This is a genomic window from Shimia gijangensis (assembly GCF_900142085.1).
GTDB classification, from domain to species: Bacteria; Pseudomonadota; Alphaproteobacteria; order Rhodobacterales; family Rhodobacteraceae; genus Shimia; species Shimia gijangensis.
Genome location: NZ_FQZQ01000033.1, coordinates 1 through 26,376 on the forward strand (window position 1 = coordinate 1; position 26,376 = coordinate 26,376).

The 26,376-nt window shown below is 51.8% G+C and carries 23 protein-coding genes and 1 pseudogene; 12 read left to right on the forward strand and 12 right to left on the reverse strand.

Annotated features, from left to right (window positions below):
- Positions 1-200 precede the first annotated feature (200 nt).
- The gene (locus BUC32_RS18590; protein ID WP_073256637.1) at positions 201-1,601 is read left to right on the forward strand and encodes an alpha/beta fold hydrolase; all 1,401 of its coding nucleotides are present in this window, start codon (positions 201-203) and stop codon (positions 1,599-1,601) included.
- 311 nt (positions 1,602-1,912) lie between these two features.
- Positions 1,913-3,394, forward strand: a complete 1,482-nt coding sequence (locus tag BUC32_RS18595; RefSeq protein WP_073256640.1) for a tyrosine-type recombinase/integrase — start codon at positions 1,913-1,915, stop codon at positions 3,392-3,394.
- A gap of 204 nt (positions 3,395-3,598) precedes the next feature.
- On the opposite strand, the gene BUC32_RS20500 is transcribed toward BUC32_RS18595, so the two are convergent.
- Positions 3,599-3,802: a hypothetical protein gene (locus BUC32_RS20500; protein WP_139280788.1), complete on the reverse strand. Its 204-nt coding sequence runs from the start codon at positions 3,800-3,802 to the stop codon at positions 3,599-3,601.
- A gap of 102 nt (positions 3,803-3,904) precedes the next feature.
- Here BUC32_RS20500 and BUC32_RS18600 point away from each other — a divergent pair, with 102 nt between their 5' ends.
- The gene (locus BUC32_RS18600) at positions 3,905-4,807 is read left to right on the forward strand and encodes a LysR family transcriptional regulator (RefSeq protein ID WP_073256643.1); all 903 of its coding nucleotides are present in this window, start codon (positions 3,905-3,907) and stop codon (positions 4,805-4,807) included.
- Between the two features lie 112 nt (positions 4,808-4,919).
- Here BUC32_RS18600 and BUC32_RS18605 read toward each other — a convergent pair whose 3' ends face one another.
- The 6 genes from BUC32_RS18605 to BUC32_RS18630 all read right to left on the reverse strand — a co-directional run bounded on the left by BUC32_RS18605 (position 4,920) and on the right by BUC32_RS18630 (position 9,666).
- Positions 4,920-5,486 (reverse strand): tyrosine-type recombinase/integrase, encoded by a 567-nt coding sequence (locus tag BUC32_RS18605; RefSeq protein ID WP_073256646.1) that lies wholly within the window; start codon positions 5,484-5,486, stop codon positions 4,920-4,922.
- Between the two features lie 179 nt (positions 5,487-5,665).
- Entirely contained in the window at positions 5,666-6,388 is a 723-nt protein-coding gene (locus BUC32_RS18610; protein WP_073256649.1) for a hypothetical protein, read from the reverse strand.
- Positions 6,389-7,154: 766 nt separating this feature from the next.
- Positions 7,155-7,487, reverse strand: coding sequence for a DUF3768 domain-containing protein (locus tag BUC32_RS18615; protein ID WP_073256652.1), 333 nt, complete (start codon positions 7,485-7,487; stop codon positions 7,155-7,157).
- A complete protein-coding gene (locus tag BUC32_RS20745) occupies positions 7,480-7,938 on the reverse strand; it encodes a DUF6641 family protein (RefSeq protein WP_073256655.1) in 459 nt (152 codons plus the stop codon). The genes BUC32_RS18615 and BUC32_RS20745 overlap by 8 nt, the downstream gene beginning before the upstream one ends.
- A 243-nt stretch (positions 7,939-8,181) precedes the next feature.
- Complete coding sequence (locus tag BUC32_RS18625; protein ID WP_175556971.1) at positions 8,182-8,856, reverse strand: AAA family ATPase; 675 nt, start codon at positions 8,854-8,856, stop codon at positions 8,182-8,184.
- Positions 8,857-8,931: 75 nt separating this feature from the next.
- A complete protein-coding gene (locus BUC32_RS18630; RefSeq protein WP_139280789.1) occupies positions 8,932-9,666 on the reverse strand; it encodes a hypothetical protein in 735 nt (244 codons plus the stop codon).
- Between the two features lie 179 nt (positions 9,667-9,845).
- Between BUC32_RS18630 and BUC32_RS18635 the strand changes: the two genes are divergently transcribed.
- The 3 genes from BUC32_RS18635 to BUC32_RS18650 all read left to right on the forward strand — a co-directional run bounded on the left by BUC32_RS18635 (position 9,846) and on the right by BUC32_RS18650 (position 12,325).
- Positions 9,846-10,772 (forward strand): hypothetical protein, encoded by a 927-nt coding sequence (locus BUC32_RS18635; RefSeq protein WP_073256664.1) that lies wholly within the window; start codon positions 9,846-9,848, stop codon positions 10,770-10,772.
- A gap of 458 nt (positions 10,773-11,230) precedes the next feature.
- Positions 11,231-11,557, forward strand: a complete 327-nt coding sequence (locus BUC32_RS18640; RefSeq protein ID WP_083599410.1) for a DUF6626 family protein — start codon at positions 11,231-11,233, stop codon at positions 11,555-11,557.
- Positions 11,558-11,899: 342 nt separating this feature from the next.
- A complete protein-coding gene (locus BUC32_RS18650) occupies positions 11,900-12,325 on the forward strand; it encodes a hypothetical protein (RefSeq protein WP_139280790.1) in 426 nt (141 codons plus the stop codon).
- A 327-nt stretch (positions 12,326-12,652) separates the two neighbouring features.
- On the opposite strand, the gene BUC32_RS18655 is transcribed toward BUC32_RS18650, so the two are convergent.
- Positions 12,653-13,543, reverse strand: coding sequence for a LysR family transcriptional regulator (locus tag BUC32_RS18655; protein ID WP_073256674.1), 891 nt, complete (start codon positions 13,541-13,543; stop codon positions 12,653-12,655).
- A 98-nt stretch (positions 13,544-13,641) separates the two neighbouring features.
- On the opposite strand from BUC32_RS18655, the gene BUC32_RS18660 reads away from it, so the two are divergent.
- The 5 genes from BUC32_RS18660 (at position 13,642) to BUC32_RS18680 (ending at position 18,525) form a co-directional block, all read left to right on the forward strand.
- Entirely contained in the window at positions 13,642-14,139 is a 498-nt protein-coding gene (locus BUC32_RS18660; RefSeq protein ID WP_073256677.1) for a lactoylglutathione lyase family protein, read from the forward strand.
- A 349-nt stretch (positions 14,140-14,488) separates the two neighbouring features.
- Positions 14,489-15,103, forward strand: a complete 615-nt coding sequence (locus tag BUC32_RS18665; protein ID WP_073256680.1) for a TetR/AcrR family transcriptional regulator — start codon at positions 14,489-14,491, stop codon at positions 15,101-15,103.
- Positions 15,100-15,513, forward strand: coding sequence for an organic hydroperoxide resistance protein (locus tag BUC32_RS18670; protein ID WP_073256683.1), 414 nt, complete (start codon positions 15,100-15,102; stop codon positions 15,511-15,513). The genes BUC32_RS18665 and BUC32_RS18670 overlap by 4 nt, the downstream gene beginning before the upstream one ends.
- A 12-nt stretch (positions 15,514-15,525) precedes the next feature.
- On the forward strand, positions 15,526-16,563 hold the full coding sequence (locus tag BUC32_RS18675) for an NADP-dependent oxidoreductase (protein WP_073256686.1): 1,038 nt from the start codon (positions 15,526-15,528) through the stop codon (positions 16,561-16,563).
- A gap of 99 nt (positions 16,564-16,662) precedes the next feature.
- Positions 16,663-18,525, forward strand: coding sequence for an AMP-binding protein (locus BUC32_RS18680; RefSeq protein WP_073256689.1), 1,863 nt, complete (start codon positions 16,663-16,665; stop codon positions 18,523-18,525).
- A 355-nt stretch (positions 18,526-18,880) separates the two neighbouring features.
- Here the strand turns inward: BUC32_RS18680 and BUC32_RS18685 are convergent, their stop codons facing one another.
- Together BUC32_RS18685 and BUC32_RS18690 are read right to left on the reverse strand one after the other, a co-directional pair.
- A complete protein-coding gene (locus BUC32_RS18685; RefSeq protein ID WP_073256692.1) occupies positions 18,881-20,278 on the reverse strand; it encodes a DUF1214 domain-containing protein in 1,398 nt (465 codons plus the stop codon).
- 391 nt (positions 20,279-20,669) lie between these two features.
- Complete coding sequence (locus BUC32_RS18690) at positions 20,670-22,424, reverse strand: amidohydrolase (RefSeq protein ID WP_083599412.1); 1,755 nt, start codon at positions 22,422-22,424, stop codon at positions 20,670-20,672.
- A gap of 189 nt (positions 22,425-22,613) precedes the next feature.
- Between BUC32_RS18690 and BUC32_RS18695 the strand changes: the two genes are divergently transcribed.
- Positions 22,614-24,272, forward strand: coding sequence for an amidase (locus BUC32_RS18695; RefSeq protein ID WP_175556972.1), 1,659 nt, complete (start codon positions 22,614-22,616; stop codon positions 24,270-24,272).
- Between the two features lie 582 nt (positions 24,273-24,854).
- Here BUC32_RS18695 and BUC32_RS18700 read toward each other — a convergent pair.
- Both BUC32_RS18700 and BUC32_RS18710 read right to left on the reverse strand, forming a co-directional pair.
- A pseudogene (locus tag BUC32_RS18700) lies at positions 24,855-25,116 on the reverse strand (IS3 family transposase); the annotation flags it as partial.
- Between the two features lie 671 nt (positions 25,117-25,787).
- A complete protein-coding gene (locus BUC32_RS18710; RefSeq protein ID WP_073256705.1) occupies positions 25,788-26,255 on the reverse strand; it encodes a very short patch repair endonuclease in 468 nt (155 codons plus the stop codon).
- Positions 26,256-26,376 lie beyond the last annotated feature (121 nt).

The following is a 26,376-nucleotide window of genomic DNA, read 5'->3' on the forward strand; positions in this document are numbered from 1 at the left end:
CATTGGCCGAAGTCTGCGACATGTTCACACCGCAAGAATGCTGGAACTACTTTTGCGAGGCCGGGTATGCATCAGGTTAAAAGCGCGTAGCTTTAGTAGGGGCAGCCACCAATATTCTGCATTTCCTAAAACAGCCATACATTGTACATTCGCTGGGTTGCCCTCAGATCACGAGGGAGTATGAAAATAGCGAGGGCGGTGTGGCTCAGTTCCAAGGTCAGAGAAAACTAGCGGCCATTTTGGCGGCGGATGTTGTCGGTTACTCACGGTTGATGGCTCTCGATGAATTGGGAACACATTCACGTCTCAAAAGCGTTTTGGCAGAGTTGTTCAGGCCAACTGTGAAACGTCACGGAGGTCGAATTTTCAAGATGATGGGAGATGGTGCGCTCGTCGAATTTACAAGTGTAAATCAGGCCGTTGATTGCGCAGTTGAGCTTCAAACACTGCTCGAAAAGGAGGAGCAACAGGACAGCGAGGATGTCGCAATCAAAATGCGCATCGGGATTAGTTTGGGTGATGTCATCGTTGCTGGTACGGATTTGTTCGGGAACGGAGTGAATGTTGCAGCTCGAATGGAGAGTCTCGCTGAACCGGGTTCGGTATGCATCTCAGGAAATGTCCGTGAGCACTTAAATAACAGCGATACTATTAAATTAATCGATTTGGGCCCGTGTCTGGTGAAGAACATTCCCCAACCGGTGCAAGTTTTCCAAGTACGCCGAAATCAAGAAATGCTTAAAACGCCAGCCAAAACACTATCTTTTAAGCAAGACATCCAATTTTGTGAAACACCCGATGGCGTTCAAATTGCATATGCGACAACTGGTGAGGGCCCTCCTGTAGTATCGGTTTCCAATTGGCTCACTCACCTTGAGCTGGATGTCCAGATACCCATGCGGCGTGAATTTGTTCGGGTGCTTTCTCCAAACAAACAAGTGATCAGATATGATGCGCGTGGCAGCGGTTTGTCGGATCGAGAGGTAGAAGATTTTTCGCTGAACTCATCCGTACTAGATTTAACGACCGTCATCGACGCACTTGGTTTGGAACAGGTTTCACTTGTCGGGCAGTCTCAAGGTGCGGCTGTCGCGGCAGCTTTTGCTGCTCGGAACCCCAATAGAGTCAATAAGATGGTTTTGTGCGGTGGATACGCACGTGGTCGCCGGATGAGAGGTTCCAAGGGCCAGATTGCAGAAAGTGACGCTTTTATTACCTTGATTAGAGAGGGCTGGGGGAAAGAGCTAGACGCATACGTTCGTATGTTCGGCGCGTTTTTCATGCCAGATGCAAATGCGGACCAGTTGTCAGCTTTCACAAATCTACAGAGGAAAGCAACGCCACCCGAGAACGCGGCGAGTATCCAACTTGCAATCGATAGCATCGATATCTCCACCGAACTGTCCAACGTTCAAGCTTCGACGCTTGTATTTCACGTGCGTGAAGATGCCCGAGCCCCATTTGAAGAGGGAAGACGGATGGCAGCAGGTATTCCCAATGCCAGATTCATTCCACTCGAAGGGCGCAATCACGTAATGCTCGCCGATGACCCAAGTCTTGAGCGTTTCCTGAACGAAGTTTCCAGATTCTTGGAGCAATAACCGAAAGGTGTTCTGGCGGCTTTGGGCTCCTTGCCGCCTTGCGGCAGTGCAGCGAACATCTCGGTTTCAAGCAAATGTGGATGTCGGCTATCAACGGAGCGGCTTGATCGGTTCGCGCCTGCGGAGAAAGTCCGGAATCCGCCCATCGCGCCGAATTCACAAGCCATTGGATTCGGGCTGAAGCTTCTTTTCTTGCCAAACCAAATAAGTGGCTCCAAGTCGAATGTGTCGAGCACCGTCGGTTCATACACACTTTCTGTTTTCCTACACACTTTTCGGCAATAAGCTGAAAGCAAGGCAGGGAAACAGGTATGTCACAGGGCACCAAGGCCATCCGCATCAACGAGCACGTTCGGCTAGACAAGCGCGAACGCAGTTCCAAGTGGCAGGCGCGTGTTAAGCTGGCCGATGGCTCGTGGCATCGATTTTCCACCAAGACTGAAGATCAAGACAAAGCCGCCGCGGTGGCGATGAAGTTCTTCTACACCGCCGAAGACAGGCTGAAAAACAAGTTGCCTCAAAGCACCCGAAAGTTCCGTCGTGTGGCTGTGTTTGCACGTGATCGCATGCAATCAGAACTGGACGCAGGCGGCGGCAACATCGTGTTCAAAGATTACATCACGGCCATCGACAAATACCTGATCCCCTATTTTGGCAACTATGATGTCGCCAGTATCAACACGAAGTCGCTGATCGAGTTTGGCAAGTGGCGCACTCAAGAGCTGGGCCGTAAAGCACATCACAGCACGATCAACACCCACAACACGGCGTTAAACCGAGTTCTGGATGAAGCAGAGCAACGCGGTTGGATCACCCATGCCATTCGCCCCAAGCCCATCAATGACGGAACAAAAACTGAAAGCCGTGGTAGTTTCACACTCGAAGAATATGAAACGATCTACAAAGGCCTTCGATCTTGGCCCAAAGCGACCAGCAACGAGAAGACTTATGCGACACGTGAGGTGCTGCGCAACTACGTGCTGATCTTGGCCAACACAGGGATGCGGCATGGCACCGAAGCGTTGAACCTTAAGTGGAACAATCTGCTGTGGGTCAATGATGGCAAGGACACGTATCTCGGCATTTATGTAGATGGCAAAACTGGTAAGCGCCCTTTGATTGCAAGGGATCGCGCTAAGCGCCCATTTGAGAGGCAAATCGAGCTCAGCCCCCAGCTTTCTGGAAAGACGCTAGATGAGGTGATTGACGCAAAGATCGACGACTACGTGTTCAAAACCCGCGATGATGAAAGGGCAGCGCGGGCCAACCTATCCAGAAACTTTGAAAGCTTTTTGAAAGCAAATAATTTGAGCCACGGCGCAGATGGTAAGAAGCGAACTTTGTACAGCTGGCGGCATTTCTACGCCACGCTCGACCTGCAGCGCGGTGTCAGCACCCACGCACTTAGCAGACAAATGGGCAGTGGCACTGGCGTTATTGATCGCTTCTACAGCAAGCTTTCACCGTTCATGAATGCCGCCCAGCACTCAGGACGTGCAGATCAAGACGCGCGTGATGCAGTAAAGGAGGATGCAGAAGTCAGTGCCGCAAACACCGTGTTCGAAAACACTTCCGCAAACACAGTTGAGAAACGAGAAAGCCCTGCCCTATCCGCAACGGAAAAAGCCTTCGATTTATTTGACGCAGGCACACTTTCTGAGCCTGCTCTGCTCGCTGCACTTGGTGTTGCACGTGACGAATACAAACTATCCGAAGATCTGCGGTTACGTGCGCTCGCTGCGTTTGAGGAAGAGCGGCTCAGTGAGGAAGGATTGATCAAAGTTTTACACTGATTACGTGAAGCGGACGTTGGTGATGAGCGCAGCTAAAGCCCGAAAAGAGCCCATTGTGTTGAAAAACTCAAGAAATCTGCACTCTCATTTTTCCGCCAAAACCCGTTGCATCGGAAATGATGGCCTTGTTGGAACAGAGAGAGCGGTTAGAGCGGCATACATCGCCAAAGCATTGAATCGGCCCTGCGAAAAGACCTCTCAACGTCACCGATGACCGGCCTTTTTGAGCGTTTGTTGAGACTGGGTCCACAATAGAAAAAACTGGATCAGAGAAGCCAAACTGCCACGCTGGTCTCCGCGCTGTTTCACTACTGGCATCCTGTAATCAGGGAAATAACCAGGGCGCGGGCGACCGCTGGCATCATACTTTGAAACTGCACGTAACAGGTCTGTGTTCGGAACCATCATTGAAACTCTCCTTAGGTGCGCGATTTTCAAGACGATTATGATAGTAATCTGCCAATATCCGCGAATCAGAAATTCTATTTGGATGAAAGGTGATCTTTCAACATGACGTTGGACTGGACAAAACTACCGTCCCTAACTTCGCTTCGGGCATTCGAGGCGGCAGCCCGAGCAAAGAGCTTTTCTGCAGCAGCCCGATCACTCAATGTAACTCACGCGGCAGTGGCGCAGCAGGTCCGTGTCCTCGAAGAGTTCATTGGAATGCAATTGCTTGAACGCTCTGCACGAGGTGTGAGCCTTACATCTGAGGGTCAAGAACTTGCGAACGCCTTGGCGAATGGGTTTGCGGCAATTGCTGAAGGCATCGAAACTCTTCAAGAAAAAGACAGGAGCCGACCAGTGCGAGTGACAACCACGGCATACTTTGCCGAGGCAGTCATATTTCCAAGGATAGCGGAGTTTTGGAGTACGGCTCCAAGAATCGAAATCTCGTTCGCTCCAACGGACGATCCTATTGATCTTGTCGCCGAGGGTTTCGATATCGGCATCAGGGCAGGAGACGGAAACTGGCCAGACTTAAAGTGCCGGCTGTTGTTAGAAAGTCCTACCCGGGCCTTTGCAGCATCTTCGCTCGTCGACGACCCTGCAACCAATTGGGATGAAGTTCCTTGGCTGATCCCGAGCAGCAGCTTCTGGGAACGAGAAGCCCTAAAGGAATCCGGGATCGACACCAGCGCCATCAAAACTTTAGAGATTGGCGACCCGTCTCTCGAAATTCGCGCAGCGGAGGAAGGCATGGGGTTAGTTGTTGAAAGCGAGATCGACGTACGCGCCCAAGTCAGGGCAAAAACGCTCAAAATTGCCCCCATCCCAGTCACTAGTATGTCACGATATTTTATAGTCATGCCGCCTTGGAAGCCTCGTCCGGCAGTTGCTGCATTTGTTAATTGGCTGGAGACCGTCGGGCCAAGTTTCGGCGAGGAGAATTCCAAATCAAAAGTCTCCTGAGCAGCGCATCTGACTGGCGTCACTGGGCGAGCCGATAAAAATAGAAAGATCGCTTTGTCCGCTTGGAAAACATCGCCGTGTGTACCTCCTAAGGTCCGCTTTCGAGTAAATCTCAAAGCAGTTCGACGGCCTGACTGAGTTGATCTGCATTTACGTCAATGTAGCGCTGTGTTGTCGATATGTGGCTATGACCAGCAAGTTCGGCCAACAAGCGCACACCGACGCCCTTATTCGCCAGTCGCGTGATGTATGTGCGCCGACCACTATGGCTGCTGGCATCTTTGAGACCACAGGCTTTGTAGATGTCGAGGAATAGCTGGCACATGGTGTTGGCTGAAAAGTGCCCGCCTTTTTGGCTTTCGAACAAAGGCCGGGTGGCATTGCTCAGTCGGATTAACCTGCCGTATTCGGCAAGCGCTTTACGCAAGCGCTGGCTTAGAAACACAGTGCGGGTCTTGCCACCTTTGCTTTGTGCCGCTTGCAAGATGAACTGCTCGCGAACTGCGCCTTCCTCGTCAAACACGTCGCCCACAGTCAGCGCAGCATTCTCCTTGGCCCGCAGCCCAGCATAGAAGCTGACCATTATGATCGTCTGATCTCTGATCGGATGACGTCGACTGCGGCAATAGTGTAAAACACGACGCAATTGAGCTTCGTTCAGTGTCTGTGCTTGGCGCATGAGCAAAACCCCTCAAAACCTAATCCTTTGCTACAAACTACTGTAAAGTCTGAGGTTTTGGTTGGTCGACCGAAATCAGCTCAGCATTGAACTCTATATTTTACAATGACTTAGGCGAAAATCTCATAGAATGCTTGTTCTATGAGGTTTCCAATTTGCTGGGTTCGTGCCGTGCATCGCTAGTGCTGTTGAATGGGTTCAAGAGTGTCGTCCAAATCCAGTTTCAGGGCTGAACGCCACAACGGCGTTTTGAAGTAGTGCCGTTCTTTCCGATCACCGCTTTCAGCGTCTTGGCTGTAGATCAATCCAGCCCATTCTAATGGACGCAGGACACATGAGGAAAATGCAGCGGTTTCGCGCCAATGTGCTTTGTCGTCATTTTGTGGCTCTTCGTAGAATACGCTGAACAGGTGTTGCTCAGTAGCGCCTTGGTCAATCTCAACATTCACCACGTTGAGCCAAATGTCCCATGTGCCAAAGGGTTGATCGTCAAACCGGCTGTAGCTGGCATGGTCCATATTCAGCACATAGAAGGGGATCAGCTCGACAAACAGTTTAGTCGGGTGCTGAACGAGTTCTTTGCCCTGTTTGGTGATTTTGAACTCGCCTTTGTAATGCCGTCCCAGCTTGAGTTCGACCAACAGGAAGTGCAGAAGTTCCAATGGTGGGAAGTCGTATTCATTGAGCACCTTGCTGTAACGGTACAGCTTTTCACTGCTCATACTCGGCCAATCAAAGTGATCTGCTGCCCATTTCACGAAGGTACGTTTGAACGCCTTGGTTTGCGTCAATCCGATCCCGCCGTTGTCTTCGGCAAATTGTAATGTCAGCAGTGCCGCTCTCAGGAGTGGCGAATAGGTCAAATCGGGGTGGTCGTCCGGTAGTACGTTGAATTCGATCATGTGGAATGTTTGCACGGCAAGTTGCGGGTCGCCAGTGTTCTGTGGTCCGCTAGGGCGCACCGCTGTGAAAAGAACCGCATTTCACACCGTTTTATGCGCTCGTTGATAAATAAACATGTAGGCAGAAACAGGCTCAACACAGGCGCAACAAACGAGATCAAGGCTGGCACGCCGACTGTAATAGTGCTGCAAACCCGTTCTGATGTGAGACGGTGCGCAAACGGACTGCTCGTTGTCTGCTTCAACACACTACCCCAGAGATGGGATGCCTAAAGGCTCCTTCCCCGCGTGTCAGAGGAAGATGAAACCTTGTGTTGTCGTAATGGTGGGTAACCCAGTAATGGGTGAAACAAGTGAGACGGATGACAACCTCGTAAGAGAACCGTCAACGTACAGGACAGCCCTGCTGTATGGGTCCTGTGTGTGCGTGGTAGCTGGTAATAGAGATGATAGCAAAACCTGCTCTTCCCGGAAACGGGTTCAGTAATACAGCCTGGTGTGCGACTGCAGATTGCAGCGATGCGCTTTTAGACTGACGCCGATACAGGCGTTGGTCTGATGGCTCATTGCAGATCCCAATGAATTACATTCGATCATTTCAAATCAAAATTACATTTCATCATACGTGTTCGAACTAAAGAATGCAGCGATGCTTTGTGAGGTGCAGCGAAAGCAAGCGCGAACAAGGCAAGCAGCACATAGATGCGCAGCAGATATGTTTAAGTGTTCAAACAGCACAGCAAATGAAAAATGGCGTTTTCTGAGTTCAGTATTCCTCCGCCAACATCACCGTCAAAATCCGTGCTGTGACAGAGGGATCACTTGGGTCAGGCGAATGCATGGTGAAGTCTAAGTCGTAATAATCGAATTTCCAAAAGATGCTGTGGCCATCATGTGTGATCTGCCCAAAGTCTTGTTCGCCGAACGGATCATTGTCACATGTGAATGCATCGAACTGACGTACAGCAGATAAGACAGATGAGATTGATGCCTCACCGAGTGCCTGAATGCCTTGCGTAATCACGACCCGACATCCGTCAAACGAACGCCGAGCCTGACCATTAAGTGCTGCCATTTGGGTGGCGTTCTCGTCATGCATTGACCGACGCCCTCGCCGCTCCTGGCTTTACACGCGGCTTGCGTTCCATCGCTTTGTTGATTGTTTTGTCCAACTCACCGGCTTCAGCGGCAGCAATGAAAGCATCGATAACCGAACCCACGTCTTTGAGGGTCTTGACGAACACAGCATTGTTGGTGCCATCGGCAGCAATCACACGTGCCCCATATCGGCATTGCACATACCACCCGCCATCTTGCTCAAAGAACCACGGACGCACCTGACGCTTGATCTTGGTCATCACCCGTTCGCCTTGCTCGTTTTGCACCCATTTGGATTTCTCAGTGAGATGTTCTTCGCCCTTGAGTGCTGCGGCATGAACCAGTTTTTGTTCGTTCAGCCCAGTCACCAATTTCTCACGTCGCGCTGTAATGGGATCTCGTTTGGTACTGCGTGTGACTGACTTGAATGTCAGCTTTGCCAGATGTGTCATGTGTCGCTCCTTACTGTTCAGTGACAGCAAAAGCGTATTGTCAGATATTACGCAGGACGACCGAAAACGTATATATATCAGATAATTGGATCAATCTTGTGTTCAATATTCTGGTAGCGATGTGAGGGCTCAACCAAATAAAACACAGTCTCTAAATACAGTGTTTATACAACGGTGTTTAACGCCAGTGTTGTTGCGTGAGAAAAAGGCAGACATTGCTGCCTGCCCTTTTGAGTTGTGTGATTATTTGGATGAGATGACCTGCAACTGCGGCGTCGGCGGCGTTGGCGTGTTGGCAGGCTGTCGCAGCACTGCATCTTCGAGGGCGCGCATTAGATCACGAATACTGCCATCACACGTGTCGAGCAAAGCTTGAAGTTTGCCGTCAGACATTGTTACGCCCTCTTTGTCCAAAATCCAACGTGCACGGTCAAACCAGTGCTGAGTATTTGAGGCTGGGAGTTCAACGACATCACAACGATCTACGAGGCCAGGGTCAACATTATGAAGGTTGTTGGTTGTAAAGACAAAGCAACCTTGATCGCAATTCATATCAATTTCCCACCGAAACTTATACTGCAAACCTTTGTCTACTTGGTCGATCTCATCAACAATTGTCACTGGCATCTCGACGCCACATCTGCGTTGCAAAACCTGTGTATTCGAAATGCGTTTGAATGTTTCGTGTTGCATGTCAAATGCTCTGTAGAAATCGACGCTGCCGTATTCTAAGCCTGACGTCCTCATCTGCTCGACCATTCTAGCCATTGTAGTTTTGGCTGTTCCGTATGGCCCATGGAAGATTAGGCTACCATGACGTTCGTTGCATGCGAATTCTTTGATGCGTTGGCGTGTGTTGCGATCTGGGAAGATCAGGTCATTGAATGTCTGGGGGGCATATTTGTTTTGAAAGATCATCATTATTCTCCTGCTTGATGATGAAATTGGAAAGGGGAAGCATGAGCGGCTCTGTGCCGCTCATGTTGTTGGGGCTTAGGCTGCGAGATCGATGTCGGCGTCAAAGTCTTGATCTTCAGCATCAAGAACGGCATCGCGCTCTTTACGCTTCTTGCTTTGTTTTGAAGGAACATCAGCACTGCCGGCATCGTCTTCGATCTGCTTACCCGCTTCAGTCAAAACAGCCTTTACAAGCGCGTTCTTGTTGGACCCAAACACAATGGCTGCTTTGCCATCTCCATCGACCCGAACCAGTGCGACTGAAAAACCATAATCACCACCTTCGAGAGGTTGCAGATTGTCACTCGGCTTAAAGCGAGATCCGATTGCATCAGTGTCATAAAGGACTGCTTCAGCTTTCGAGCGACGCTCTTTGGCTTTTTCGGCAAGTGACGGACCAGTTTTTGGTGTGCGGCGGACTTCTTCAACACCGTCGCGCTCTTCAATCCACTCCTTCAGTGTCCAGTTTTTGGGTAGTTCTTTTTTCGCCACCTGCAACACGCGAGTGTAAGCGTGGATGCGATTGTTCTCGGCACCGAAGATGGCGCGAACAACTTTGAGTTCGATGCTGGTGTTGCTGCGCACCTCAAAGCCTTCTTTTTCGAGTGCTTCATTGAGTTGTTTGCGAAGTTTGAGTTCAGCGCGCAACTGAACAAGCAGCGTGTGACAACCTTCGAGGATTTCATAGAGGGCTTCGTTACTGCGCTTGTAGACGCCTTCTTGCCAGACAACGCGCTGATTGTGCAGGCGTTTGATTTCTGCGCGCAGCATTTTGGTGTTGGTTTTGGCTTCGCTTTGTTTAGTCATAAGTTTTCTCTCTTCTGTGAGTTAAGTTTGGTGTCGTGATTTCGACGAAGAGAGATGTAGTTGAGATAAACAGGGTACATGGATAACAGCCTTGATTTTATTCTTAACTGTTAGGGTGGACCAATTTTTGCTAGGTTGGGGCTATGCCTTCACGCTTGCCCAACACCATCGGCGAACTCACCGCCAAAGATCGTCGAAGTGGTGGCCTCTGGGTCAGTGAGATCGGCATGTACTTGCTTTGGTTCGAATACCTGGCGATCAGCCCAAGCTACCAACTCGCTCGACTTCATAGGTCCGGCAAAAATATCGAAACAGGCAAGCTACCTTTAGACTTTGAGCGTGTTCTGTCGGTCTACGATGATCTGGGCGACACTCAGGAGGCACTGTTCCGACTGTGGTGGAAGGATGTGGGCCTCAAGCACTTCGGACACCAAGGCATGCCCCCCGAAGTGACCCGCGTTGGATATGCACCGCATCAAACTCAAAACACACCTGACATGGGTGCCAATATCAGCGACTACTTTAATGAAGATTGGGTTGAGCAGGGGCGGCAGCGCACATTGCTCTTGGCAATTCCAGTTGGCCTTCCTGAAGGAAAAATCAATCGGCAGATCAAAAAACAGCTGGCGAAAATCAAACCCGAACGTCGCAAATTGATTGAACCAGCGGTCAAGTACCCATTGGTCGGGCAACGCCATCATCGAGATGCGTTGATGCGTTATCTTAGAATGGTCTGGTTCCGTAGTGCATGGCATCGGCGATCACTCTGGCGGGTGGGTGCGCATGCGAAAATCAGCATGACGTACAGTCCTGTACTTGACCCGAGTGCCGCCGATATCAGCGAGGCAGATCGTTATGATCGGGAAATGCTGACCATCATTGCTAGCCGTGCTCTGTTGCGCGGCAGGATGATTGCGGAGAACGCGGCCCGTGGGCGGTTTCCAACCCATGAGAAATGCCCTCATGCGCTTGAGCTTGACTTTAAGGAGCTGAGGCAACGCATCCATCGCCGCAACAAATGGCAGGACAAGGAGATCGCGCGTTTGAACCGGCTGTTTCCGGACGGGTAAGCCTGTGGTTTGAACGTGTTTGATCCAATCTGGTTTTTAACATTGTGTTGCAAAACACGTGCGCAAACACAGCGTTTATCATCACTATGTCAAAACACGGGTATTCTTTTAGGAGGTTAAAGCTCGCAACAGCATTGTTTGCTACCTGCGCAATGCCTCCCATTTGCGGAAGGCCTGACAGGTGCCAGCGGATGGCGTTTGCTGTGTGTTGTGACCACCGCCCAAACATTCACCGCGCACATTTGATGACTCTGTGGAAACAAAACTACGAGTGGGATCGATTCTGCGAGCCCCACCCCAATTTGCGCAGGTGGCACAGAGTTTCATGTTGGGCGAGTAGGTCGGCATCTGTCTCTCCTTACCCAAGTGTTATGGTCTGACCGGTTTTCAGAGCAACCGAAAATACCCCGCTCATTCGGATAAATAATTGTGAAGACGAGATACTTGGGGGAACGGCTATGAGCATTACACTAATTGAGCATTTGCGGGACGAATTGATCCAGTCAGGCGCAGCAGAAAATACACCGGAGTTTTGCCGTTGTTGGCTGGGGCGAAGCGAAGGATACATCCGAACGTTGCGCTATCATCAGATCAATCCGAGCGTCGAGACGCTGGCCGTTTGCAGCAACAAGCTGGGCTACTACGCGGATTGGTTGCGTGCCAGCGACTCTGCAGAGCATCAAACGTGGGTGGATCGTTTTGTTCACCTTAAGAGTTTGTGTGATGAAGCCATCGCCCATCAAGCGGAAGCAGTTTGGCGAGCGCCGAAGAGGATGTCGGTGTGATGCTACATTTGAAATGGGATCTGCGTGCCCAAAGATCCGCCGCGCGGATTTCTATGGGGAAGTACTTATCAATTCAGGCTGGCGATTTTGCATCACCCCGTTTTCCGAGGAACTGGCTGTGCTGGTAAGCGAAGTCGTTGGTCAGTGGCACATTCCTAAACCCCGTCAGTTGCAAATACCGGGTCCAACCAAGCCAAAGGCGCGTTCAAAGCGGAAGAAGCATGTGGAACCGAAAGCATTCAACAAAGCAAAACCTGATAGCCTCAGTTAATGCTGAACGCGTCTTGCCATCCACTCTGGCTGCGGTACCGTGAGATCAATTTATTTCGCAGGGAGAGCAAAGTGACTGACGACGAAAAAAGAGATAAATTCATCCGACGATTGAAAGAAGCACCTCATGGTGCAAAAGGGTTCTTTGAAACTATCGCCACACATTTTGAACGGCGCAATGACACATCAATAAAGTACACCTCCACTAACGGCGGGGACATGCGCCTTTGGGCGCATTGGACTTCAGCACGTGGAGCCGACAAGAAGCAAATCTTTGCGACTATGGCATGGCAGCCCACGAACAAGGCAGTGTTTGCAAGATGTCAACTCACACCTGACGAACTCTCGCTACTTGGCTTGGAAGTTGGCGAGAAGCCAAAGTCTGAAACAGAACCTCAGAACTCAGATATTCGATTGGACGAAGGCTACTGGCGGTTCTGTGTTGAAGATTTCATTCGCATTCTTGAAGCAGCCCGCATCAAGCTCGTTAGTGTCTAATGGGCGACTTAGGCGGTTTGAACGCGATGTAAGCGTCGTGCATCCTTCGGTCGGGACCAGCCCGCACCCAGTGTAGCGGGCAACGGCCTTAAACTGCTGTGTGTGAACATTTGGCTGGTTTAACTGCGGAACATGCCGAGGCAAACCAGTTTACATTTTGGTAGACTGTCTGGCTGAAAGGTGTGCCGCAGATGGTCTGAGGTGCGATTTTCCGACAAACCAGTCATTCATTCAAAGTGCAGCGATCGGCCGGTATGAGCCCAAAGTGCCTTGTGCTGCAGCATGAACAAATGCCCGCTTTCTGCACTTAAACGCCTATTTGATAACTTAGTTCAATGCGCATACTTCCTTTTCAATCAAAGCTATAACAGACGCAATGCGCGCAAATTTACTCCTGCCACGCCTGAAGGTCAGCCAAAGGTCATGGTGATGCTTGTAGGGTAGATCCAGTATGGAGACATCCCTTCGCCTTGCAAATGCATCGATACCTGATCTGGGCAGTATCGCGAATCCCAGTCCTTCCGCGACGGGGGTAAGTATCTGCCCTATCTGGTTGACGGAAGTTCGCGTCTTCAGGTGATCCGAGCCCTGATAATCTTTAGCGAAATTTCGTCCGAGAAGCCCATCTGCATATTCATGCCCGTCGGGGTGCGCAACAAATCCCAATTTGTTCAAGTCGGTCAGGTCAACATCTTGAGATTGAATGGAACGCGGAACGACCAGGCAAAGCTCCTCACGCAAGATCATTTTTGCTTCAAGCTGCGGTTGATGGGGTTGGCCCGCCAAGATACCCAGATCCAGTTCTCCGCAAAAAAGACCGCGTAGTACGTTGCCTTGCGGCGCAGCAGTCAGATGGAGCGCAAGTTCAGGGGCCAATCGCAAACGCTCCAGAAGATGTGGATAGAGCCACATGGCAAAACTGCCCGAGCATCCGATCCTGACCTCGCCCACGTCCGGGTCATCACGCTGTATCACTTCCTTGAGGTCACGTTCTTGTTGGCGACGGGCTAGCCCCACTTTGAAAAGGGCCTCTCCGGCAGGGGTTGGCGTGAATGATTTCCCTTCCTGCACGATCAAGGGCTTGCCGACTTGCGCCTCCAATTTGCGAAGATGTTGTGACACGCCGGGTTGCGTCATCCCCAGAGTGTCAGCCGACCTTGTGAAATGGCCAATTTCACAAAGCGTCGTAAAGGTATTAAGCCAAGTTGCATTCAGCACTATTATAACGTCCTATTATTTAAAACATACATATTGATAATTTCAGTTGGTGTCACGGCTGGCGTATCTACAAGGCAACGCGAACGAAAGGATACGCTATGACACCGACACCACGCACGTTCTCTCACATTGGCCTCTCTGTACCGGATCTGGACAGGGCCGTTGCATTCTACCGCGATGTTCTAGGGTTCTACGTGATCATGGAGCCGACGCAGATCACCGAAGACGACAGCGACATCGGGCAAATGTGCAGTGATGTCTTTGGTGAAGGGTGGGGCAAAATCCGCATCGCACACCTCGCCACGGCCGACCGCATCGGGTTTGAGCTGTTTGAGTTTGAAGGTCATCATGCCCCGGACAACAACTTGGACTATCGGCAACACGGAATGTTCCACTTCGCCATTCAGGATCCAAATCTTGAAGACCTCCTGGCCAAGATTGTTGCTGCAGGCGGCAAACAACGTATGCCGGTCAGAGAGTATTTCCCCGATGAAAAGCCTTATCGCATGGTCTATGTCGAGGACCCATTCGGGATCGTATTTGAGTTATACAGCCACAGCTATGAACTGACCTACTCGGGAGGTGCCTACACCTAGGCCACGGTACTCCATCTGCAAACCGGACCCTCAGCAAATAGCTTGGAAGGTTCGGTTTGTCCTGCGAAGCAGTTTGAAACCCCGACTGGTCAGCGACAACTACCGAAAGCGGGCATTATCTACAAACTCTGACGCGGTCGGAAGATGTCTTGGCCGTTCTACCAAAATGAGATCAACGCAAGAGGCCGCGGCGATCAATTTCCTCACAGCTGTTTCGTATGGCGCCCATTGGCTCAACCGTAGCGTAATTTCCGCAATCAGAGGGACCGGGAGTTCACATTCCCCGCGTCACTCAGTGGAGATGAAACAAGGTCCTAGACGACTGGTCTATTTTCATGCATCAAGTCACATGCAATCTCGTACCGATTCCACCAAAGAACACATCCTTAGCACTGGCAGAGGCCTCGTTGCACTACGGGGATTTGCGGGTATGGGGCTGAACGAGCTGCTCAAAAGCGCGTCAGTGCCCAAGGGGTCGTTTTACCATTATTTCTCTTCGAAAGAGGATTTTGGCAGCCAGTTGCTTGAGCAATACCTGACGCAATACCTGCTCCGGCTTGACGAGATACTAAGCGTCGATGGCCCCGATGCGCGTGCGCGGTTGATGCACTACTGGTCCCTTTGGATCAGCACGCAAACGTCGGGAGATGCCTGCGCACAATGTCTGATCGTGAAGATTGGCGCAGAGATATCAGACGTCTCGGATGAAATGCGTTCCATACTTGAGAGGGGAACACGCCAGATTGGTGCACGCCTTTCTCAAGCGATTGTCGATGGGCAGGCGGACCACTCAATATCATATACCGTACAGCCGGCCCTTCTTGGTCTGGCGCTGTACGAAATGTGGTTGGGCGCGAGCCTGATTGCTAAGCTCTCACGCACACGCGACCCGTTTCTGAATGCCATGAAAACAACCGAACTTATGTTGCCTCCGCCTTCCCAAAACCCAAAGGAAAAACCTTGAAAATCTTATACAAGACCAGTGCCACGGCGACTGGTGGGCGTTCCGGCGTCAGCAAACTCGATGACGGTAGTTTTCAGGTAAACACAGTGCCTCCGGGCAGCAAGACAGAAGGCGTGAACCCCGAGCAACTTTTCGCGCTTGGCTACAGCGCGTGTTTTGACAATGCGTTGCTGAGGGTGGCGCAGCGCATGAAATTGGCACCAACGGCGTGTTCGACAACAATTGAAGTCGGCTTAGCGCAACTCGAAAGCGGTGGCTTTGGGCTTGATGTCGATCTCTATGCAAACATCGTCGGCCTGTCTGAACCAGAGGCACAATCTCTCCTGACCGCCGCGCATAAGGTTTGTCCTTACTCCAACGCCTTGCACGGCAACGCCGATGTCCGCCTGCATCTCAACCATTCATCCTGAAAAGAGAAACCCATGACACAAACTACCGACACAAACCGCCGGATCGTCCTTGCTCAACGCCCTGTTGGTGCCCCAGATGCAGATACCCTGCGTCTTGAGACATCAGACGTGCCAGCTCCAGGTGCAGGTGAAATGCTGCTGCGGACCGAATATCTGTCGCTTGATCCATACATGCGTGGCCGGATGAATGATGCGAAGTCCTATGCCGAGCCGGTGAAGATCGGTGAAGAAATGACCGGTCAGGTCGTCGCTCAGGTCGTCACGTCCAATATCGAAAAATTTCAGCCGGGTGATTACGTCCTGGCTGGTAGTGGGTGGCAGGATTATGCGATCTCGGATGGGTCAATGGTCATAAACCTGGGCGAGAACCCGCAAAACCCTTCCTGGTCTCTAGGTGTCTTGGGAATGCCGGGATACACGGCCTATGCGGGTTTGTTGAAAATAGGTGAACCGAAACCGGGCGAGACTGTCGTGGTCGCAGCAGCGTCCGGCCCGGTTGGCGCCACTGTTGGTCAGATTGCCAAGATCAAAGGCTGCCGTGCGGTGGGCATTGCAGGCGGTGCGGAAAAATGCGCTCATGTCGTTGAAAACCTCGGCTTTGATGTGTGCATTGATCACAATGCAGACGATTTTGCCCAGCAACTGGCGGCAGCTTGCCCCGATGGAATTGATGTCTATTTCGAAAATGTCGGCGGCAAGGTCCTGTATGGTGTTCTGCCTCTGCTTAATCCGTTTGCCCGCATGCCGGTCTGCGGCGTGGTCGCCTGGTACAATCTTACAGGTCTGCCGGACGGGCCCGATATGGCCCCGGCTGTCATGGGGGCAATTCTGCGCAATAAAGTGAAGGTTCAGGGCTTTATCATTTTCGACAGTTTCGGTCCCGAAACCTACAAGGAATTTGTTGATGACATGACGGGCTGGCTCAAGGAGGGCAAAGTTCAGTATAAAGAGCAGGTTGTGGACGGGCTCGAAAATGCGCCATCAGCGTTCAACGATCTCCTGGTTGGCAAGAGCTTTGGCAAGATGGTCGTCAAGGTTGGCACGGCCTAATCTTTAAGGCAGGTGTTTCAAAGACGTGAATAATTGACGCCGAAACACCTGCCCGCTTGGCAACACAATTGTAATTCAGACTTGTATGGGAGCGAGAAAATGGCTGTTTTGAATGGTGGAACAATTCGTACTCGGGGCGATCTCGAGCGATTTGAAACTGAAATGACGCTTGATCAACGCTTGCCGGAACGTAGCATTCTGGATGTGTTCATTGCCAGCGCCGCGCAACACCCGACCTCCACCGCAATCACCATGCTGATGACCGGTGCGGCAGACGAACAGCCGCGGCGGATTGATTACAGCCAGATGTTGGGCATGATCCGGGGCGCCGCCAACTTGTTTTCCACTCTGGGGGGTCCCGCGCCGGGCGTCGCCTACATGCTGCCTTCCCTCATCGAAACCTACACGACGTTGTGGGGGGCGGAAACAGCGGGTTACGCGGTTCCGATCAACTTTTTGCTGCAACCCGACAGCATTGGCGAATTGATCAAAGCATCGGGCGCCAAAATTCTGGTTGCCCTTGGCCCGCACCCGCAACTGGACATCTGGGAAAAAGCGCAGAAATTGCGTGACCAGATCCCCGGCTTGATTCTTGTGCGTGTCTCGCCCCCTGGAACTCCGCCTGACGAAGGGGTGATTGATTTCGGTTCGGCGTTAGCAGAGCAGCCGAATGATCACCTGATCTTTGGCGACCCACGCGGTGGTGATGACATCGCAGCCTATTTTCATACAGGTGGAACGACGGGTGTTCCGAAACTGGTCGCACACACCCATCGCAGTCAGTTGGTGTCGGCCTTTGGCGGGGCGGCCATGTGTGGCTACAGGTCAGATGATGTCATGACCGCGACGCTGCCGCTGTTTCATGTGGCTGGCACCATCGTTGCCGGCCTGAGTGCCTTTATGGCCGGGGTCGAGCTTGTCGTGATGTCGCCGGGTGGCCTGCGTAACCCGGTGATTGTCGAAGGGTTCTGGCGATTAGTCGCACGGCACAAAGCGACCGTGGTTGGCGGTGTCCCAACGGCAATCAGTGCCGTCTTGCAGGTGCCCGTGGGAGACAACGACATCAGCGCAATTCGCACAGGTCTCACCGGCGCAGCCTTGCTGCCCCCGGCCGTCGGCGCGCACTTCAAGGATGTGACCGGGCAGCATCTGCATGAAATCCTTGGAATGACCGAGTCGTCCGGGCTGGTCAGCATTGATCCCTTGTCCGGTCGCGGCGCGGTCGGGTCGGTTGGATGGCCCCTGCCCTACACCCAGGTCGATATCCTTCGCCTTAACGAAGATGGCAGCTTTGGAGACCCATGCAGGGTGGACGAAATTGGTGCCATCACGATTACAGGCGAGCACATTTCTCCAGGGTACCGCGACTCGGCCCACAATGCCGGGGTGTTTGATGACGGGCGGCTGAACTCCGGCGATCTCGGTTACAAAGACGAGCAGGGGCGCATCTATATTGCAGGTCGTTCAAAAGACATCATCATTCGCAGTGGACACAACATTGACCCCGCGATGATTGAAAATGCCATGACCACGCACCCGGCGGTCAAACTGGCTGCGGCTGTTGGAATGCCAGACGCCTATGCCGGGGAACTACCGGTTTGCTTTGTCGAATTGCTACCGGGTGCTGACGTGAGCCAGGAAGACCTACACCAGCATGCCCAGAGTTCAATTGACGAACGCCCTGCATGGCCCAAACACATTCAACCTGTTGACGCAATTCCCCTGACGACGGTCGGCAAAATCTACAAACCAAGCCTGCGCTGTGACGCCGCCAAAACGAGGATCACGGATTTAGTGCGGAATGAATTGGGACTTGGCAATGCACGCGTCGATGTCCTTGCCGGTGGTAGCCGCGGCATGCGCGTCACCGTGACTCTTTCCAAAGACGATCGATCTTCCGTTGAGCACGTGGAAACAGCGTTGGCGACCTTTCTGTTCGAGGCACAGGTTCAAGTGGGCTAGGGCAGAACCGCATTGTCCGCTTCCCAAGCGTGTTTCAGATCGCGTGCAGGAACCAAGTAACCGTTTCTGAAACGCACAAGGGGTGTGTTGCTTGCTCAACATTTCTGGCTTCGACGCAAAAGCGGCCACTCAGCAAAGGTTCCTGGATGGCTGAAAAGTCCGCTCACCGGTCCTTCAGGTATCGCGCAGCTAAGGTCCGGTATGAGCCCATTCTTCCAAATGCTGCAATCCGCACGAACTGGTTGTAAGGGTGGAAACCGGACCTTCGCTGCTTTTTGCACGAAAATCCGTTGAAGTACTCAACACTAACTTCTGCAGCGCGGCTGTTCAGCCAAAAAAGGTCCGCGATTTATCCTTACTGTCTTACAACGTCCGGCAGCTTCCAACCACTTTCAAGCCAGCCCTTGGTTGGGCCATAAAGCCTGAACAGCAAGAAAAAGTCTTCGCCAGTCGGTATCCAGTTGTTCTCCATGCCTGCTGGCGGTTGTGGCGCAAAGAAAACATCTGCTGATCCATCGTCATTTACCTGCATATCAGGCAAGTTCGGCGTCGCCAAACCCACCCGTTCGGCACCTTGGAAAAAGCCCTTTGTCTTCATACTGTAGGCGATGACCGACCAGAAATCCTCTGCGGGAGTGTCAGCGGGAATGGTCAATTTGTAGGTATCAGTGCCGTTCAGCATCTCGCCGCTACTGTCGCGCAACCCGCCAAGGTAAAAGGTCCCGCCTCCGAGGTTTTTTGGCAGATAGGTGAGATAGAAGTACTGCGCCGCCCGCTGGTCAATAAGGACTTCAGTGTCACTCACGAAGGGGAAGCCAAGTTTGGCTTGCTCCGGGTTTATTGCGAATGCACCCCATTGGCGATCGCCCCAAATCTGTTTGAAGCCGCCGCCCTCAGTAACAAAAACTTCCTGTAAATAGTCATATGCACAGGCAAGACCCTCAAGAAGAGCAGATTTCGTTTCTTCGTCGGGTTCGAATGGTTCGCCTCGAACAATGCCAAGTGAAGCGAGCATTGCCATCATCACCTTGTCCTGCTCCAGAACCGGTTCTCTTTGAACGACTGTATTCATGTCAGTGAAATAGGTCATGTCGTAAACTGGCAAAGTGTTTACAGGGTTTTTCTTAGTGTCCACAAATTCCGTCGGCGGCGGGTTATCAGCCTGCCCATACGAGTACCATTGCAGTGTTTGAGCATAAGCTGCCTGATCGGCATGGGTTCCACCGTTCTTTGCGACGGGCCGGAAAGCGAAGTGAACTCCAAAGGTGTTGGACCGATGTATTATATAGCCTTCCTCAGGCACCTCACCGTCATAGCCTGGAGGCAGGATCAAGTAGCGACCTCCCAAACCGGCGTCTTCACCAGTGGTGCCAACATCAACAATCGGTACTTGCCATGCGTTTACGATGGTTCCAAAGAACGCAGCCTTTTCTCCGGCAGGCGGTACTTCGATGACTATGGGCCCGTCCTTTGTCGTAAGTCCGGAAAAAGTATAGGGCGTGACGTCGTTTGCTGTCAGAAACCCGTGACGCGCGTCCATCGGCGCGCTCATGTAACCCACGACGCCGGGGGTGGCACCTGCGTCACGCTGTAGAGAAAGCTCGATGTCATATGCAGCGACTGCCGGCATAGCCCAGATTGCAGCTTCACAAGCGCGCCGAGATATCAAGTCATGCTGTGCTGAACTGAATTCCGCAGCAACCGGGTTGGATAGTCCGATGACTGATGCAGATACCAGAATAACAGAGCGCATGAAAACCTCCTCCAAATTGGACCTCAGAAATGAGCACATAGTCACTTCTGTAAGTCAACAAAGAAGGTTTTAGGGGGCAAATCAAAATTCCACCCAGACCGGACATTAGCCGACTGACCAGCAAGGTCAGCATAGGGGAGAGTGTTGCCGTTTCTGGAAATAAGTCCAACGGCTGCACTGTCCCGCGTTGCAGTTCTTCAGGTATCGCGCAGCTAAGGACCGGTATGAGCCCATTTTGCCGAGCGAGCAGTTGCGGCATTTCGCAACCGCAGCAAATTCACGCGAGTAAGGTCGGCCCAGAGCCGACCTTGGACCGCATTGTTGTGAAGGTCCGCATTGCGTTAACTCGAACAGCCACTAATAGCCTAGTAAGGAAACGGCCAGCCACACGTTACTCTGAAGTGGATTCAAACTTTCGGCCTTCAAACACCACGCCCCAGATATTGATGTCGCGCAAGCCGTCTACTCCCACGTCATATGGGCTCTTGTCCATTACAGTTAGATCGGCCAACTTTCCCGCCTCGACTGTACCAAGGTCCTTTTCCAAGCCAAGGATATGGGCCGCGTCAATCGTGATGGCGCGCATGGCTTCATCCATAGTCAGGCCGCGGTCGGGGTTCATCAATTTGCCTTGTAAGGTTTCCCGCGTGATCGCCGCCCAAGCAAGATACAGAGGATCGGCAGGTGCCATGCCAAAGTCAGAGTGCAACCCAACGACAACGCCGCGATCTACCAGCCCGCGCAAAGGCACCATTTTACGTGCCCGATCTGGGCCGAGGCTCACTTCGGAGTACAAATCACCCAAGGTAGTGACATAGAACGGATTGCCGGACACCGCCGCGCCGAGTTCGGCAACGCGACGATTGATCCGCTCATTGGCATACCCATAGTGCTCAAGCACAAGCGAGTTTGGCAAACGTGGGTGTTTTTCCTGAAGTTCCTCAAATACATCGAGTGTAAAGTCTACACCGCCATCACCTGTCACATGGACGTGTACACGGTATCCCTCTGTCCAATATTTTTCGGCCAGCGCCTTGAACGACTCTTGCGGCGTAATCCATTCGTTCTGCCCATATCCGACGTAACCCGGTTCATTCATCACCATAAGCGACGCAAAAACAGCCCCATCGGCAAACAATTTGATCCGCTTACCCCCCAAGATTGGATATGGCAGGTTACCCCCGGTGAGCTGTTCATTCACAAAATCAAAAGTTTCGTCGATGGTTCCCTTTTGCGCGAGCAATTTGTAGGCATCCGGATGGAGCGTCACGCGCACCGGAGTATTGATGTCAGAATAGTTTCGCTTCAGAGCGGCAAGTTCCAATTCCCAACTCACTGACCCAGTCGACATATCACCAACTGTGGTCACACCTTTTGAAAGAAGATACGCATTGGTCCGTTCATAACCGGGGTCAATAAAATCCTCTTCAAAAAGAATGGGACCCAGAGGTGGAACGACGACATCGAACAAGGCACCTTCGATGAAATGGCCGTCTTTCCAATTTGCCTGCGGATCATCACCGAAATCCTCCGCAGTAAGCCCCAGAAAATCAAGAGCGGCGGTGTTCAGCACGATCTCGTGCATGGATCGCTGCATCATCGCTACAGGGCGTTCCGGAGACATCTTATCAAGATCAGCCCTAGTTAGATTGTCATGAAAATGACGCGACCAGCCCCAGCCAAAGAACATCCCGGTTTCGCCTGCAGCTTTCTGCCGATCCAGCTCCGCTTGTAGTTTTCTGCGAAAATCTTCGGGCGTGACGGTCGCCTCGACTGTACCGTCGTGCAGCTCCCATGCTTCGGGTGACAGCCAGAAGGTTTTGAACTGAATTGCACCGAGCATCGGATGCATATGCGGATCAATCAATCCCGGCATGAGCACTTTGTCCTGAAATGTATCATCTATCTCGTAGGGGTACTCGTCCATCCACGGTTTCAAGTCGTCCATCGAACCTACAGCGACAAATCGGTTTCCTCTCACCGCCACGGCAGTCGCATCTGGGTTCTCTGCGTCCATCGTTACAATCTTCGAAGCCGTATAGATCGTGAGGGTTTCCCGATCAGATTGGGCTAAAGCCATCTGACCAAACGTAAGTGTGAGTGCGGAGAAACTTGCGGCAATAATGCTCTTCTGAAAATAGGCCATAAAGGAAACTCCTGCGCGTTCGCTTTGTAATATCTAATTATCTGGAGATAATAGTCGGCCGCTGCGTTCACTTTGACAAGTACATTTGCAAGTTCCGGTGGGTAACAGCATGGCTATTCATGCAAACTCGCCGTTCGTGGAAAATGTAGCGAAGGCCTGCAATCCGGCCGTAGTGACAAGATATGGGTAGTGCAGCAAAAGACCAGATTGGGCGCAGTTGCATCATTGCCTAATTGCGCGGGTCTCATGCACAGCGGTGCAGTTGTTGGTCAGAACAGTGTGCTGGTGTATATCGATGGCTTCCTTAGAAGGATGAAAGACAGAACAATGCTATCACGTCGAAACTTTTTGAAGTCTTCAGGTACATTTCTATCTACCGCGGCTCTCCCTTCGCTTTCCGCAAATACACTTCTCGCGAACGCGCGGGAGCCGGATGATCTCGTTGGTTACGATGCAACCGGTCTCGCAGGCCTTATCCGGTCAGGTCAGATTACTCAGCAGGAAGTTGTCGAGGTTGTTGCGCGCCGCATTGATGCACTTGATCCAGTCCTGAACTTCATGACCACACGGACCTTTGAACGCGCGCGGGCAAAAGCAGGAACAATCCCTCTCGACAGTGCATTTGCCGGGGTACCAATATTGATGAAAGACATGATTGATGTTGGTGGCGTTCGAAGGACTGACGGCTCTTGGCTGTTGGCGACGAATGTGCCCGACAAGAACGTTGAATATGTCGATGCTGTGGAAGCCGCCGGCCTAAATATTATCGGCATGACCAACGTACCAGAGTTTGCAGGCGGGTTTTCTACAAACAACGACTTGTTTGGTGAAACGCGCAACCCTTGGAACCTTGAGTATTCCACTATGGTTTCCAGTGGTGGCGCCGCTGCTGCCGCCGCTGCTGGCATCGTTCCGATGGTGCATGGAACAGATGGGGCTGGTTCGAATAGACTACCGGCTTCTGTCTGCGGATTGTTCGGCGTGAAACCAAGTCGCTTGAGGATGCTTTCGGGCGAAGCAAATGGCGGCCACGACCTTACGAAAACCAACCAGACCATGAGCCGGACCGTGCGCGATAGTGCGAGGCTCATGGACCTGACCGAGGACAAATCCGGTCTTCTCTATCCTCCTGTGGGCTTCGTCGAAGGGCCAACTTCGCAGCGTTTCAGAATTGGGTTCATTCCCGACGCTCCGGGCATTGTCGATGTGTCAAAGGAAGTTGCGCAGGCCCAAAAGAGGGTTGTCAGGTTGCTGGAAAGCCTTGGCCACACGGTTGAGGAAGCACAATGGCCGATAGATACAGAAGTATTTGCTCGATACTATCCAGCGTACTTTGCAACGCGAATGCTGCCGCTAAAAGCGATGATTGAGAACTTGACTGGCGTTTCGGTAACCCAATCCAAGCTGTTAACCGGCTTTCAATCCAGCTTTGCCGCAAAGGCAACCGAGACACCCGCAGAAGAAGCAGAGCGAGCAGAAGCTTATCTTGCGACGCTTCCTGAACGTTTCAAAGCCCTATTCACGAATTTTGACTTGGTGTTGTGCCCGGTGATGCCAATTGTGGGGGTTTTGAACTCCGATTTTAGCCCTAGCGAGGTATATTCTTCGGAGATAATGAGAAAGCGTATTGGAAATCTCAAATTCACCGGCCCAGTCAATTTTGCAGGCAATCCCGCCATGTCCGTACCTTTGACTTGGAATTCAACGGATGGACTTCCAATTGGTTCGCATTTCATTGCTCCTCTTGGTGGTGATCGAGCTTTGTACGAACTCGCGTACGAACTCGAACAGGCAAGCCCGTGGGGCGAGAATTGGGCACCTTATTCGATTAAACACGTTCCAATCTAAAGTGATGAGGGATCTGCCATAGAAGGGTTCAGAAATTCTACCTGCAATTGGGAACAGCAGTTTTTCTGGAAAGCGGACCTTGGAGAGATTTGACGTGATTGTCGGGTTTCCGCCCTTCTTTCAGGTCACCTTCGCTGATGCAGCGCCGATTGAGCTCTTGCGGCGAAAGTCGGGAAAGTCCGCTTGGCGGTCTTCTGAGACAAAATATCTGAATGGCCGCTTTAGCCAACTGCATGATAACCCTTGTGTTTTCGCAAGTGTTTGTCGACACTGTGCTAACCACAGTGTTTCGCATTACTGTGTTCAACACTGTGCTTCACACAAAATCCGCACACTCCATTTGCGCACCTTGATACACACTGCAAATTTGGAAACATAAGCTCTTGTTTTAAATTGATAAATTGATACGCATTGCATTGCAAATCCGTGTACACCGGTTCGATTCCGGTACTCGCCTCCAAACAAAATCAACAAGATACACCCCGTCACCTCCAATCAAAACCGATTTCAAGCCACTTCTGGGGGACATACGGGGGACAAATGTCAACTGCTAGATAGCATCCTCCAGTTTGAGGTTCGGGCACGGCGCAGATTTTTGGCCTCGGTCGCTGCACGCACCGTGTAGCCCGCCGGACGTATCTTCCCAACTTCGAGGAACTCCTTGGACCAGCTATAATACGATGCCCTCACGCCGGCGCAGTTCGGCAATGCTGTCTTCACCCTTAAGACCGTCCAACACAATCCTGATCTTCTCTTCCGCTGAGTATTGTTTGCGGGTGGCTCGGCGGATGTCCTTGACGACTTTCTCACCGTGGCTCTTACGTGTTCCGGGTTTCTGTCTCATCTCCACTCCTTGGTGGTTACGATGTGCCAGAAACCCTCTCCTTCCAGATCACCCTAAACTGTCCCATTGGCGCTGACGTCAGACACCGGTCGTTGCGAAGCAGTGTCACCGAAGGCATTTCTCTGTAGGGGCGTCGATAAAGGCCCGCGACTCGACCAAAATGACTATAGCCTGAATCTAGCATCAACTGTGATACTGAAGCTGTTTCGGGTGTCGCAGTTATGAGTGCTCTACGAAGTGCGTAGAGGCGTTGCAGTCTGTGAAGCTTGTCCGGGCCGATGCCTAATTGGGTTTCGAACGCAGTAAACAGTGCCCTTCGTTTGCCACCGATGGACGCCGCCATCTGCGTTGAAGAAACTGGTCGGCCACTTTCGGGATCACGAAACTGATCGATGGCTGGTTTAACAATCTGGCTTTGTTGGTCTTGCGCCCTGCGTGGCCGAGTCGATGAATGAAATTGGTACAGGTCATTTCATTGCATGTAAGCCTGTCGACTTGATCCAAGAAATTTGTTTCCAAGTGCGTAGACGCCCTTTCGACGCCCCGCTTGGGGTTTGGCCAGAAGAACTTCGTTTCCGAGAATGATTGGAAATACCAGATCAGAGCGAATTGGGTAATCCACAAATTGGTGAAAAAGGGATCTGGCGTTTGATTTTTCTTCCGCATTTAAACTAGTCGGTTGGGGAAACATCCCTCTCACCAAGTTCGAGTGCATCAGACTCGGATGAAAGCCACCCAGTAAAGCGTCCCACCACCTCGTTCACTTGGTCAACTTTTTTTAGTGCACATTCCCAGATGACTACAACGCGCCATCCATCGTGCAACAGCTTTGCGCGGACAGCATTATCTCTGGCAACATTTGCATTGAACTTCATTTTCCAGAACTCAGGACGCGTCGAGGGAGTGCTTGTGTAACGGCAGCCAGCATGACGATGCCAGAAGCACCCGTGCACAAAAACTACTACTCTATGTTTGGGAAGTACGAGGTCAGGACGCCCTAGGACATTGTCCGAATGTAGCCTGTAACGGAAGCCGCGCGCATGAAGCGCCCGCCTAAGTACCATTTCGGGCTTCGTGTTTTTTCCTTTTATACCGGCCATCATTCGGGAACGGGTTTGTTTGCTAACGATATCCGCCATTTGTACCCTGGTCTTCGATCTGGAACCTAAAGCGGCGAGCTTGAAAGCTGAATCATGGGATTCCCATTTGGTTTGATTTGTGATTCATCCTGATTGGGAGGATGTTTTATGTCAGCAGCGC